The 13,971-nt window shown below is 45.3% G+C and carries 10 protein-coding genes; 2 read left to right on the forward strand and 8 right to left on the reverse strand.

Going from position 1 to position 13,971, the window contains the following annotated elements; all coding sequences use genetic code 11:
* Window positions 1-57: 57 nt before the first annotated feature.
* On the reverse strand, window positions 58-1,272 hold the full coding sequence (locus HMPREF9378_RS05100) for a pyridoxal phosphate-dependent aminotransferase (RefSeq protein WP_032908228.1): 1,215 nt from the start codon (window positions 1,270-1,272) through the stop codon (window positions 58-60).
* Between the two features lie 344 nt (window positions 1,273-1,616).
* Here HMPREF9378_RS05100 and HMPREF9378_RS05090 point away from each other — a divergent pair, with 344 nt between their 5' ends.
* Window positions 1,617-2,069: a universal stress protein gene (locus HMPREF9378_RS05090; protein ID WP_002901046.1), complete on the forward strand. Its 453-nt coding sequence runs from the start codon at window positions 1,617-1,619 to the stop codon at window positions 2,067-2,069.
* Between the two features lie 32 nt (window positions 2,070-2,101).
* Here HMPREF9378_RS05090 and HMPREF9378_RS05085 read toward each other — a convergent pair whose 3' ends face one another.
* Window positions 2,102-3,493, reverse strand: a complete 1,392-nt coding sequence (locus HMPREF9378_RS05085; RefSeq protein WP_023915817.1) for a Cof-type HAD-IIB family hydrolase — start codon at window positions 3,491-3,493, stop codon at window positions 2,102-2,104.
* Between the two features lie 180 nt (window positions 3,494-3,673).
* Between HMPREF9378_RS05085 and HMPREF9378_RS05080 the strand changes: the two genes are divergently transcribed.
* A complete protein-coding gene (locus HMPREF9378_RS05080; protein ID WP_002901048.1) occupies window positions 3,674-4,636 on the forward strand; it encodes an asparaginase in 963 nt (320 codons plus the stop codon).
* Between the two features lie 713 nt (window positions 4,637-5,349).
* Here HMPREF9378_RS05080 and recG read toward each other — a convergent pair.
* The 6 genes from recG to secA all read right to left on the reverse strand — a co-directional run bounded on the left by recG (window position 5,350) and on the right by secA (window position 13,640).
* On the reverse strand, window positions 5,350-7,365 hold the full coding sequence (recG, locus tag HMPREF9378_RS05075) for an ATP-dependent DNA helicase RecG (protein ID WP_002913848.1): 2,016 nt from the start codon (window positions 7,363-7,365) through the stop codon (window positions 5,350-5,352).
* 104 nt (window positions 7,366-7,469) lie between these two features.
* On the reverse strand, window positions 7,470-8,576 hold the full coding sequence (gene alr, locus HMPREF9378_RS05070) for an alanine racemase (RefSeq protein ID WP_032911203.1): 1,107 nt from the start codon (window positions 8,574-8,576) through the stop codon (window positions 7,470-7,472).
* Window positions 8,566-8,928 (reverse strand): holo-ACP synthase, encoded by a 363-nt coding sequence (gene acpS / locus HMPREF9378_RS05065; RefSeq protein WP_002913852.1) that lies wholly within the window; start codon window positions 8,926-8,928, stop codon window positions 8,566-8,568. Before acpS ends, alr begins: the two co-directional genes overlap by 11 nt.
* Window positions 8,929-9,035: 107 nt before the next feature.
* A complete protein-coding gene (locus HMPREF9378_RS05060) occupies window positions 9,036-10,067 on the reverse strand; it encodes a 3-deoxy-7-phosphoheptulonate synthase (protein ID WP_002913858.1) in 1,032 nt (343 codons plus the stop codon).
* Window position 10,068: 1 nt separating this feature from the next.
* Window positions 10,069-11,100: a 3-deoxy-7-phosphoheptulonate synthase gene (locus tag HMPREF9378_RS05055; protein WP_002901054.1), complete on the reverse strand. Its 1,032-nt coding sequence runs from the start codon at window positions 11,098-11,100 to the stop codon at window positions 10,069-10,071.
* 20 nt (window positions 11,101-11,120) lie between these two features.
* Window positions 11,121-13,640, reverse strand: coding sequence for a preprotein translocase subunit SecA (secA, locus tag HMPREF9378_RS05050; protein ID WP_002913860.1), 2,520 nt, complete (start codon window positions 13,638-13,640; stop codon window positions 11,121-11,123).
* Window positions 13,641-13,971 lie beyond the last annotated feature (331 nt).

Genomic DNA, 13,971 nt, shown 5'->3' on the forward strand with positions numbered 1-13,971 from the left:
TAAGTTTGATAAGAAAAAGGCCGGAACCTTGTCCAGCCTTTTTGTAGCATCCGCTTATTAACGGCGATATTGGCGCAAGAAGCGCGTCATTTTTTCTTGGATTTGAGCTAGCTCATCTACTCGAGGCAGATAAACGATTCGAAAATGATCTGGGTCCTTCCAGTTAAAGCCTCGTCCATGGACGAGAAGGACTTTTTCCTGCTTGAGGAAATTGAGAACAAACTGCTCATCATCGTCAATGCGATACATGTTCCGGTCAATTTTCGGGAAAATATAGAGACCAGCTTTAGGTTTTACAGCTGACAGTCCTGGAATATCCTGAATAGCCTGATAGATGAAATTACGCTGCTCATAGATACGGCCACCTGGCAACAGCAGTTCATCCACAGATTGGTGACCGCCAAGTGAGGTTTGGACGACTTGCTGAGCCAAGACATTGGAGCACAGGCGCATGTTGGAGAGCATGTTTAACCCTTCGATATACCCCTTAACATGATGCTTAGGTCCAGATAGCACCATCCAGCCAACACGGAAGCCTGCAATGCGGTGCGACTTGGAAAGACCATTCATACTGACACAGAAAATATCAGGAGCCAGACTAGCCACAGACGTATGGACATTGCCGTCCATCACCATGCGGTCGTAGATTTCATCTGCAAAGATAATGAGATTGTTCTGGCGAGCAATTTCCACAATTTCCAGCAGAAGTTCCTTAGGATAAAGCGCTCCCGTTGGATTGTTTGGGTTGATAATAATGATAGCCTTGGTATTAGATGTGATTTTTGACTTGATATCGTCAATATCTGGATACCATTCTGCCTGCTCATCACAAACATAGTGAACAGCATTCCCACCAGCCAGACTGACTGCAGCCGTCCAGAGTGGGTAGTCTGGCATTGGTACCAGCACCTCGTCCCCATCATCCAGCAAGCCCTGCATGGACATGACAATCAGCTCGCTGACACCATTTCCCAGATAAATGTCATCAATATCTACATTAGGAAAATTCTTAAGCTGGCAGTACTGCATGATAGCCTTACGGGCTGAAAAAATCCCCTTGGAGTCAGAGTAACCCTCACTGTCACGCGCATTCATAATCAAATCATGAATGACCTCATCCGGAGCGGTGAAACCAAATTCAGCCGGATTCCCTGTATTAAGGCGGAGAATCTTTTCGCCATTGGCCCGCATGCGCATGGCTTCATCCAAAACTGGACCGCGAATATCATAGGCAACATGTTCCAGCTTGCTGGACTTGTCAAATTCTTTCATTCTTATTTTTCCTCTATTCATCAGAATGTTATCATTATACCACCAGAAAAAGCGATTGACAACAATAAAATAAACTCGCTTTTCATGTAATTAAAAAGAGAATTATAGGACAAAAAGTCCCATTCCTTTTCTAATCCCTCAAAGTAAAGGAATCTTTTTTGGCTTGCAATTTTCTGACAGCATTTCCATTTTATCTTTACTTTTTTTCTGAAAAGGGTTACAATAGAAACAAGAAAATAGTTGCAAATCACTCGGACGTTATGGACTGATTGATTTTTGTTCAGCCCAATCATTCTTTAAATGATGCGACGTCCTTTGCCGACCATTTTAGAGGAGGTAGCTCTATGACTCAGAAATATGAAAACATTATGGTTGCTGTAGATGGTTCTCACGAATCCGAACTAGCCTTTGAAAAAGGCGTTAACGTGGCTCTCCGAAACGGCTCTCGTCTCACCATCGCCCACGTCATTGACACCCGGGCTTTGCAAAGTGTCTCAACCTTTGATGCAGATGTCTACGAGGACTTGCAGGAAGATGCCAAAAAGCTGACAGCTGAGTTGAAAGAAAAAGCGCAAAAATCCGGTATCAAGTATGTTGATATTGTTATTGAGATGGGCAATCCCAAGACTCTCTTGGCTATAGATATCCCAGAAGAGCACAAGGTAGATTTGATTATGGTCGGTGCTACCGGTCTCAATGCCTTTGAACGGCTGCTAGTCGGCTCTTCATCTGAATACATCCTGCGCCACGCCAAGGTTGACTTACTAGTGGTCAGAGATCCAGAAAAGACTTTATAAAAACTAGAGCAGATGTGTAGTACACATCTGCTCTAGTTTTCTTCTTTCTGCTCTATGGTACGCTGGTAGGCCTGAATTTGTCGTTCCAGTTCTTCTTTGATTGCTCCTTCAGGAGCGTATTTATCTTCCCAGTCATCTGGTTTGAGGATTTTATGGGTGACGGGGTCAAAGTGAGCTTTTCCGTCTGGGAAAATTTTGCCCATATTGGCCCGATGGACAATATCGAACAGCTGCTCTGGATCTACTCCCATCAGGACAAAACTGCCATAAGTGAAGTATAGAGTATCAATCAGGGCATCTACCTGACCGACTAGAGAAACCTCAGCCTGACTCTTGGAGCGAACCTTGTCAGCAGCCTTGTCAAGCGCTTGATGGAGATAAGCTACAGAGCTATCAAAGTCTTCCTCTGAGTTACTAGCTGCTCGCAGAAACTCGACCAGCTCTTCTAGCTTAAAGCCTGCCCTATAGCGAGCGTCCTGAGGCGACCAAGCAATCGGCTCTTCCTGAGTGCTTTCATCCATGACACTATGGAACTCTTTTACCTTATTAAAGTGATGGTCGCTGCTGGTAAAGACCTTTTCCCTAGCTAGGATACCAAAATGCTCCAGAGCCTTGTGAATCCCATCCTGACTATTGCTGGTGGTTGTATGCTTGGCCACTTCCTTGACCGAGTTGGTTCCATTTCCCATAGCAATGGACAGGCCAACTCCCGATAACATTTCCAAGTCATTGTCAGAGTCACCAAAGGCCATGACCTGATGAATGTCAAAACCATATTCCTTGCCGACTCGGCGAATCCCCTCTAGCTTAGATGTATCTTTATTGATAATATCAACCGCATAGGGACTGCTGCGGGTAAATTTCAAATCAGGAAAGTCTGCTTCAATCTTACGGCTTTCTTCTGGGCTTGCCAAAATCAATGCTTGGTAAATCGGCTCCTGAATCAGCTGCAGGAGATCCTTTTCATGCTGGGGCAAGGCCTTGCTGATGACTTTATTAAAACCATGACTGACTGTTCTCGCCATTCTCTTAGGGATGAAGCGGCTAGTCCATTGGGAGAAAGGGCTCATTCCAAAGGACATAATCTTGGAGCCCAGCATAGCCTCAGCCGTCCCCAAGGAAATTTCTTTCCGATGCTTCTTAGCATAGGCGATTAAATCCCGCAAACTCTGCTTGTCAATAGGACTGGCAGAAATTACTCTGTCTCTTGAAAAAATATACTGGCCATTATAGGTCACAGCAAAGTCTAAGTCCAATTGCTCCATAAAAGGTTTGACAAAGAAAGGACCGCGGCCGGTTGCCAAACCGACCAATATTCCTTGCTCCTTTAAACTCTGAATAGCCTTTTCTGTAGATTTCAAAACCGTTCGACTGTCATTGACCAGTGTCCCATCGATATCGAAAAAGACGGCCTTTACTTCCATTGATTTTCTCATTCTTTCCTTTTATGATACAATAAATTATAACACAAAAACGACACACAATCACATGAATTTCAGAAAAGAAAAGCTGGAGTAAAATCTATGCAATAGAATTGAAAACTCTATGAAAATATAATGTAGTTTTTCAACTCTGCATTATGAGTACAAGGAGAAAAAGGATTTATGACAAAGAAAATCTTGGTCCTGCATACAGGAGGAACCATTTCCATGCAGGCTGACGGCTCTGGGGCTGTCGTTACCAATGCTGATAACCCTATGAACCATGTGACCGTTCCGCTTGAGGGGATAGAGACGGAAGTCATTGACTTTTTTAATATTCCCAGTCCTCATATCACGCCCCAGCACATGCTCAAGCTCTACCAGAAAATCAAAGCCAGTGCTGACCAATTTGACGGAGTGGTCATTACTCATGGGACAGATACTTTAGAAGAGACAGCTTACTTTCTAGATACTATGCAGCTGCCGAAGATTCCGGTCGTTCTGACCGGAGCTATGCGCAGTTCCAATGAGCTGGGGAGTGACGGAGTCTATAACTACCTGACAGCCCTACGGGTGGCTAGCGATGAAAAAGCTAGTGATAAAGGCGTACTTGTCGTTATGAATGACGAGGCACATGCTGCCAAGTATGTAACCAAAACCCACACGACCAATGTCAGCACCTTCCAGACGCCGACTCACGGACCGCTTGGCTTGATTATGAAGCAGGAAATTCTCTATTTTAAGACAGCGGAGCCTCGGGTCCGCTTTGACTTAAACAGCATCTCTGGTCTGGTGCCCATCATTTCAGCTTATGCTGGTATGAAGACAGAGCTTCTGGACATGCTGGATTTAGACAAGATAGACGGCCTCATCATAGAGGCATTCGGTGCTGGCAACCTCCCCAAGGAAGTAGCTGACAAACTGGCTTATATGATAGCTGACGGCTTGCCAGTTGCTCTGGTCTCTCGCTGCTTCAACGGAATTGCTGAGCCTGTCTATGCTTATGAAGGTGGCGGCGTTCAGCTACACCAGGCTGGCATCTTCTTTGTCAAAGAGCTCAATGCTCAAAAAGCCAGAATCAAACTGCTCATCGCCCTGAATGCTGGACTCAAAGGTCAAGAACTACGAGATTATATGGAAGGCTGAGAAAAAAATCCCTATTTATTTTCTTTAAATCAAAAAGTGCTAAGGTTGCTTAGCACTTTTTTGACTCATTCATATTCTAACACTGGGAAAACTTCATTGAATCGCTGGACTTAGAAGATAACCTCAAACAGAGACTCTAGAATTTCAAAAATATAATCACTTACCATAGGTCACCTTCATTTTCTGAGCTTGCTTAAATGTCTTCGGATAGTGGACTTTGATTGTAACTTTCATAGCTTTTACCTCGCTTATCATTCATTCTTTAAGAGCAAAAACGAAACTCTTGGAGTGTTTAGCTTCAAGTTTGGTATCTAATCTTTTTGTTCTTACTTGGATATAAGGATACAGCCCTAAACTTAAGAATCTCTTATAGATTTCTTAGGGAAAGCTTATAGTCAAAGAAATCCGGCAGCAATCCCTATCTACTATTTGAAACGAACAAGTCTTTTCAATTAAATACAAAAAAACTTCACCGATTGGGTGAAGCTTGTGATTGTTAGGAGATTTATGATGAAAAAATTCTAAATTATTCTTATTCTTTGAGTGGCTCATACCTCGCAAGTCTTCTAGTCTTCAAGCTTTGGTTACAGGATTTTAAGGGATGTTTACTTTGTCATTGGTCCTACCTCTTTCTTTGATTTGACAATAGTATAATCCCTCAAACTTAAAGCCTACTTATAAATAACTTGCAGGAAACTTAATCCAAAGAACTCTTAATCTAGGTAATCTCGCTTGTCCAAATGAAGAGCAATCAAGTGCCAACTAGGATCTGTCCGCCAGTTCGGATCAGCTGTAATCTGGCTGGCAACCTTTCTGGCTTCTTCTAAAATCGGATAATCTTCCACGATGTCTGCCACTTGAAACTCAGGAATACCAGACTGCCGAGTGCCAAAGATTTCTCCAGAGCCTCGCATTTTCAGATCCTCCTCAGCCAGCAGGAAACCATCAGTCGTCTCAGTCATGATTTTCATGCGGCGCTTGCCTGACTCCGTCTTAGGATTGGCAACCAAGACCGCATAAGACTGCTTGCTGCCTCGGCCGACGCGGCCTCTTAGCTGATGAAGCTGGCTGAGTCCAAAGCGGTCCGCATCCATGATGACCATCACCGTAGCATTGGGGACGTTGACTCCGACCTCAATGACCGTGGTAGAGACCAGAATATCAGTCCGTCCTTCCTTGAAGTCCTGCATAATCGCCTCTTTTTCCTCGCTCTTCATCTTGCCATGAAGCAGAGCCACTTGGGCCTGCTGACCAAAATAGGCTGTCAGTTCTTCTTCTAGGGCAATGGCATTCTTAAGATCCAGCGCCTCAGATTCCTCAATCAAAGGAGAAATAAAATAGGCCTGAGCTCCCTTATGAAGCTCTTTTTTAAGCCAGTCGAGGACGACTCCCAGCTGCTCATGCTTGACCCAGCGGGTGATGATAGGCTTGCGTCCTGCCGGCATCTGGTCAATGATGGAGACATCCATATCACCAAATGCTGTAATTGCAAGAGTTCTGGGAATAGGCGTCGCCGTCATCATGAGGACATCAGGATTGTCTCCCTTTTCCCGTAAAATCCGGCGTTGCTCCACCCCAAAGCGATGCTGCTCGTCAATAATGACCAAGCCCAATGCATGGTAACGGACTCCTTCCTGAATCAAGGCATGGGTTCCGACAATCATGTCCACCTGACCGTTTTCAATCGCTGCCAAGGTTTCCCGGCGCTCAGCTGCTTTCATCCCACCAGTTAGCAGGGCAAGCTTCAATTCTGGAAAAAGCTGAGCTAGGCTGTCAAAATGCTGCTCAGCCAAAATTTCTGTTGGAACCATCAGAGCTGACTGAAAGCCAGCTGTATAAACAGCATACATAGCCAAACCAGCGACTACTGTCTTTCCGCTTCCTACATCGCCCTGCAGCAGACGATTCATGTGTCCAGGCGACCGCAAATCCTGCAAAATCTCTGTCAGACTGCGCTCCTGAGCTGAAGTCAGTTCAAAAGGTAAGCTCTGCTTTTTCTCGGCCACAGCATCCAACTGCCAATCAATTTTTAATCCATTGCTGACAGCCTTGGTTTCTCTCTTTAAGACCTGCAGCTGCATTTGAAAATAAAAGAGTTCTTCAAATTTAACCCGCCGAAGAGCCTGCTTGTAGTCCGCCAAGTCCTTTGGAAAATGCATAGCCCGCACAGCCTCAACTCTGCTCACTAGCTGGTAGCGTTCCAGCAGGGACTGGGGCAGATTTTCCTCTAAGAGCAAGTCCAATCCCTGGTCAAAGGCTGTCTTAATCAGCTTGACCAGATTGGCCTGACTAATTCCCTGAGCCAGCCGATAGACAGGCTGCAAGTCGTCCTCTACCTGAGCCAGAAGTTTCATGCCAGTCAGACTAGCCTTGGCTTTGTCCCACTTGCCAAAGACGGCTATATTAGCTCCCACTTCAATCTTATCTGCCAAATAAGGCTGGTTAAAGAAATTAACTGCCAGAGCGACTTCTCCCTGCTTGATGGTAAAGCGCAGGCGATTGCGTTTGTAGCCATAATACTGGACATTGGCCGGAGTCACGACCTGACCAGAAACAACTGCCTTTTCTCCATCCTCCAAGTCTAGGACATTCTTACTCTTAAAATCCTCATAACGAAAAGGAAAATAAAGCAGCAAATCCTGCAAGGTTTCTAGACCCAGCTTGGTAAATTTTTCTGCTGATTTCGGTCCCACACCAGGCAGAACCGTCAAAGGTTGGTGTAAATTCATAATTCCTCTTTCAGTTCTGATACTGCTGCGATGCTAATATCGCAGACAGGGGGCCAAGCTAGAACATTATCAAATACTCCAAGCGGTTCCCTGCATTAATCTTCTTAGTCTTTATAGACCCTCGGTACACGGTCGCTAATTAAGCAAACCACCTCATAGTTAATGGTGCCACGTTTTTCTGCCACATCTGTCGCCGTAATGGTCTCCGCTCCGCTATTTCCAATCAACACAACCAACGTGCCAAGAGGATAAGCCTGAGGCAGACGCACTGTAATCTGGTCCATGGAAAGTCGGCCGACAATAGGGCAGCGCTGACCATCAATCAAGACATCAAAGCCCTGCATATCCCGTGTCCAACCATCCGCATAACCCAAAGGAATGGTACCAATCCACTCTTGAGACTGGCTAGTGTAGGTGGCTCCATAGCCAACATCTGCTCCAGCCTCAACTTCTTTGACATGCACCAATTCTGAGACCAGTGACAGAGCTGGCTTGAATTCGTAAGGAAGTTCTAAAACAGTTCCGCTAGGGTTGAGGCCATAAATGATGTCACCCAGCCGAACTGCATTTAGAACGGTCTCGCTGTGCCAGAGAGAGGTGGCGGAATTACTAGCGTGAACGAGAGGAGGCACACTGTCCAGCTCAGATAAGATTTGATGAAAACGAGCCAGCTGGGCTTCAAACTTATGGTGCTCCGCTTCATCTGCCGTTGCAAAGTGGGTAAAAATTCCCTCCGCGACAGCCCCAGCAGCCTGCAAGCGATGGATTGCCTCCTGAGCTTCCTGACTATCTCGAAAACCAATTCGCCCCATACCAGAGTCAATCTTGATATGAAAATTTAACCCAGTTAAATCTTCTTCAGCGTCTAAAGCTAGATCCAGCCATTCTAAACTGGCTACGGTCAGAGACACCTTTCCCTTTCTAGCTAGCGGAAGCGCAGCCAGATCTGATACTCCTAGCACCAGAATTTTTTTGCCAATGCCGGCTGAACGCAGCTCCAAAGCTTCATCGATATTAGACACACAAAAGCCATCTACAAGGGGCTCAATGTGCCTAGAAACCTCAATAGCTCCGTGGCCATAAGCATTTGCCTTGACGACAGCCCACTTCTCTGTCGTCTGAGGCAGATGGGCACTCAGTTGTCTAATATTAAAAGCAATGGCAGCTAAATCAATCACTGCCTTGCTAGGTCTATGCAGACTAGCTTTCATCATCTTCCTCCAAAATAACGCTGGCTGTAACTAGGCCAGCAGCATGGCTGAGCGAAATCCAAACCTTGCCAGTAAAAGGTGACCGGCTGAAATAAGGAGCTCCCTGACGATCATTTAAAATCTCCAAGTCCTGAAACCTGAGCTTACCGATGCCGGTTCCCCAAGCTTTAGAAAAAGCCTCCTTGGCAGCCCAACGACCAGCCAGAAATTCGATTTTCCGCTTGCCGGATAATTCCTCAAAACGAGAAAGCTCCGCCTCTGTCAGCACCTTCTTTGCAAAGCGGGCATTTTTCAGATAGGCTCGCTCAATGGCAGCCAACTCTTCTATATCAATTCCGTGTCCTTTTATCATATCATTCTCTGGAAAGGCGACAAAACTCAGCTGGGCCGCCAGCTGAGTTCGTCTTCACCCGACAGTTAGTCCTCTTTACAGGTCAAGACTGTCCCTTTCAATTTTCCTTATTTATCTAAAGTGTTGTAAATTTCTTCAATAAGCTGAACTGTATTGTCCCAGCCTAGGCAAGGGTCAGTGATGGATTTACCAAAGACTTCCGGCTCATTTTGCCGGCCGTCTTCCAGATAAGACTCAATCATAAAACCACGAACCGCTCTCTTAATCTTTTCGTTCCAATCCCGATTCAGCAAGGTCTGACGCACAATCCTAATCTGTTCCAGATATTGTTTGCCGGAGTTATCGTGATTGGTATCGATGACGATGAAAGGATTCTCCAAGCCCATTTTTTCATAGTAGGAAATGGCATCCAGCATATTTTCATAGTAGAAATTTGGAATGTTCTTACCGTATTCATTGGTCGCCCCACGCAGAATAACGTGAGCCAACGGATTCCCAGAGGTTTCTACTTCCTGACCGTGAAAAAGGAAAGTCTGCTTATTTTGTGCCGCATAGACAGCGTTAAACATAACCCCCAGATTGCCAGAAGTTGGATTTTTCATGCCGACTGGAGCGTCAATCCCAGACGCTACAAAGCGGTGCTCCTGGTCTTCAACTGAGCGGGCACCCACAGCATGATAACTGACCAAGTCGTCTACCAGCACAAGATTAGACGGATAGAGCATCTCATCAGCCGTCGTCAGACCAGTCTCTGTAATGACACGATAGTGCAACTGACGAACTGCCTGCAAACCATTGATAAGACTAGGAGCTTTAGAAGTATCCGGCTGGTGAACCAAGCCCTTATAGCCATCCCCATTGGTCCGCGGCTTAGCAGTATAGACGCGCATGACGATAAAAATCTTATCTGCGACCTTCTTCTGCAGCTCTGACAAACGGCGGGCATACTCCAGCACAGCCTCTTCATTGTCTGATGAGCAAGGACCAATCACCAAGAGAATACGCTCATCTTCCCCACTGAGAATCTCAGCTAGTTCTTGGTCTCGCTTGTTTTTATGAGTCAAGGCCTGACCAGTCAGTCTGGTTCTGGACTTAATCTGCTCAATGTCAATCTTCTGACCTTTTTCAATAAATGCCATACTATTTTCCTAATGTATCATAAATTTCACGAACCAGCTGTTCTGTATTTGCCCAGCCCAGACAAGGGTCAGTAATGGACTTGCCAAAGACTTCTGGTTCGTCCTGACGGCCGTCTTCCAGATAAGACTCGATCATAAAGCCCCGTACTGTAGCCTTAATCTTTTCATTCCAGTCCCGGTTAATCAGAGTCTGGCGAACGATACGAACCTGCTCCAGATACTGCTTACCAGAGTTATCATGATTAGTGTCAATGATGATAAAGGGATTTTCTAAGCCCATTTTTTCGTACTGGGCAATAGTATCCAGCAGGTTATCATAATAGTAGTTGGGAATGTTCTTACCGTATTCATTCAGAGCACCACGCAAGATGGCATGCGCCAAAGGGTTGCCAGACGTTTCAACTTCCTTACCAGCGAATAGGAAACTCTGCTTGTTCTGAGCTGCATAGATGCCGTTAAACATGACATTGAGATTACCAGAAGTCGGATTTTTCAATCCAGTCGGAAGATCCGCTCCACTAGCTACAAATCGGTGCTGCTGGTCTTCGACCGAGCGAGCTCCTACAGCCATGTAAGAAATTAAATCATCTACCAGAGGCAGATTTTCTGGATAGAGCATCTCATCAGCTGTGGTCATGCCTGTCTCGGAAATAACCCGATAGTGCAGATTGCGGACTGCCTTGATGCCGTTAATCAGACTTGGAGCGGCAGTCGCATTGGGCTGATGAATAAGCCCTTTATAGCCATCTCCGTTCGTCCGAGGCTTAGCAGTATAAACCCGCATGACCATGAAAATGCGGTCTTTTACTTCTTCTTGGAGAGCAGATAGACGCTTGGCATACTCTAGCACCGCTTCTTCGTTATCTGAAGAGCAGGGACCGATAACCAAGAGAATGCGGTCATCTTGACCACGCAGAATTGCTTCCAACTCTCGGTCACGCTTTTCCTTGCGAGCTAACATGTCGCCTTCTAGCTTAGCAAGTTGGCGAACTTCTGCCACATCAATGGGTTGACTAGTTGCTTTAAAGGTCATCTATTCTCCTTCTTTTATGTTTACTTTTTACGGCCGTGACAGTTCTTGAATTTCTTGCCAGAACCACATGGACAAGGGTCATTTCTCTTTACGTTAGACAGGTCTACATTCTCAGGCATATTTGGCGCCTTGGCAGAGATATTGCGGGTAGCTGTGGTATTGATAGCCCGATCTGTCCGAGGACGCTCTTGCTCATGAATCTGTGCTTTCATCATCAGACGAGTTACATCAAACTCAATAGAGCCAATCATGTCATTGAACATACGGAAGCTTTCTGCTTGGTATTCGACAACTGGATTGTTCTGAGCATAGCCACGCAGTCCAACAGCATTGCGCAGCTGGTCAAGGGCGTCGATATGGTCAGTCCACTTGCTGTCCACCACGCGCAGAATCAAGACCTTCTGGAATTCACGCACCGCTTCTTCATCTCGCAGCTTAGCAATCTGACTGTCGTAGACTTCCAATGCACGTTCAAACAGATAATCTTTGATTTCTTGGTCAGACTTGCCTTCCAAATCGCTATCAGAAATAGAATCTTCTGAAACCAAGTTATACTTAGCAAAGTTTAAAATTGCTTCAATCTTATCATCCTGATCAGAGTGGCTGCTTCCATCAACGATGCGGTTGATCGTCCGTTTAATCATAGCATGGATTTCAGGACTGAGGTCACGGTCAGCAGTAATGACATCGTGGCGCTCAGCATAAATAATTTCCCGCTGCTCACGCATCACGTCATCATACTGCAAGACTTGTTTCCGCGTATCGTAGTTATTTCCTTCGACACGCTTCTGAGCTGCCTCTACCTGACGGGTCAGCATGCCAGACTTGATAACAGAATCTTCGTCACTAAGGTTCATCCGATCCAAGAGGGCTTTAATGCGCTCTGAGCCAAAGCGACGCATCAGCTCATCTTCCAGTGACAGGTAGAATTGTGACTCACCTGGATCACCCTGACGGCCTGAACGTCCGCGCAGCTGATTGTCAATCCGGCGGCTTTCATGGCGTTCTGTACCGATAACGCAGAGACCGCCCAATTCGCGAACACCTTCACCCAACTTGATGTCGGTTCCCCGTCCGGCCATATTGGTCGCAATAGTAACCGCTCCACGTTGGCCGGCGTTCATGATAATTTGCGCCTCTTTATAGTGGTTTTTCGCATTAAGAACTTCGTGAGGAACCCCAGCTTCTACCAATTTCTTAGAAATATAATCACTGGTTTCAACCGCAACGGTACCAACCAGAACTGGCTGGCCTTTTTCATGACGCTCTTTAACATCCTGAACAACTGCCTTAAACTTAGAATCAATACTTGGGTAGAGCAGGTCAGAATGGTCAATACGTGCTACCGGACGGTTAGTTGGAATTGGGATAACACGAATGTTGTATGTTTCGCGAAACTCTTCTTCCTCCGTCTTAGCTGTACCTGTCATGCCAGACAGCTTCTTATACATACGGAAGAGGTTCTGATAAGTAATAGAAGCAGAAGTCTTTGTTTCTTCCTGAATCGGCACACCTTCTTTGGCTTCAATCGCTTGGTGGAGACCGTCAGAGTAGCGGCGGCCTTCCATTGTCCGACCAGTAAACTGATCGACAATCAGAATTTCCTGATCTTCACTGACCACATAGTCAATGTCAAGGAGCATGATGTAGTTAGCTCGCAGAGCATTGTCGATAAAGTGAGTCAGGGCAACATTTTCAATATCGTAGAGATTGTCCAGCTTGAAGTAGCTTTCTGCCTTGTCAATACCTGAATCAGACAGACCAATCGTCTTAGACTGAACATCGATGATGTAGTCGTCCTTATCCAGAGATTTGACATAGTGGTCAGCCATATGATAAAGCTGGTTGGTATCTGAAGAAACCGGTCCTGAAACAATCAGTGGTGTCCGAGCTTCGTCAATCAGGATTGAGTCCACCTCATCGACCAAGGCATAGTTGAGTGGGCGCTGTACCATGTTTTCAGCGCGGACTACCATGTTATCACGTAGGTAGTCAAAGCCGATCTCAGCATTGGTTGAATAGGTAATGTCGCAAGCATATGCTTCTTTCTTCTCAGATGGAGACTTAGCTGCCAGATTGATACCGACAGAAAGGCCAAGCCAAGAATAGAGTTCACCCATTTCAGTCGCATCACGCTCAGTCAGATATTCGTTGACTGTGACAACATGCACACCTTTTCCTGCAAGGGCATTTAGGTAAACTGGCATTGTCGCTGTCAAGGTTTTTCCTTCACCGGTACGCATCTCTGGAACGTCACCATGATGGAGAACGATCCCACCCATAACCTGTACCTTATAAGGGAAAAGACCTAACACACGCTTAGCTCCTTCACGGACAACCGCAAAAGCTTCAAATAAGAGCTGATCTAAACTTTCACCATCAGCATAGCGTTTCTTGAATTCTTCTGTTTTTGCCTGAAGTTCTTCATCAGACAAGGCCGCCATTTCGTCTTCATAAGCCAAGACTTTGTCAGCCATTTTTTCTAATTTTCTTAATTCACCTTTATCATTTTCAATGATAGTCTTTAAAATATTCGCCATTTTTTTCCTTACTATATAATAATCTTTCTGATTTTTAGAATGTTCTTTTCATTATAGCATGTTTTCCTATATCTTTCAAGAATGAAAAAAGCAAAAAAGCTTCATTAGACTGTGCTTACAGAACTGGAATATAACAGGAGATTAGAGGATAATTTGTGCATGATAAACTATGTGCTTTTCAATCTATATTTTCCCCTCTCAGTTTTGAGCAAACTTCAACACCTTAATTGTATCGCATTTGGATTTTTTAGGAGAATCTTCAATTTGCACCTGCATGGCGTGATTTATTGGCTAGAGTCTTATGGAACTAGACGGGCTGAAAGTTATATAA

Source organism: Streptococcus sanguinis SK1 = NCTC 7863 (assembly GCF_000194945.1).
GTDB classification, from domain to species: Bacteria; Bacillota; Bacilli; order Lactobacillales; family Streptococcaceae; genus Streptococcus; species Streptococcus sanguinis.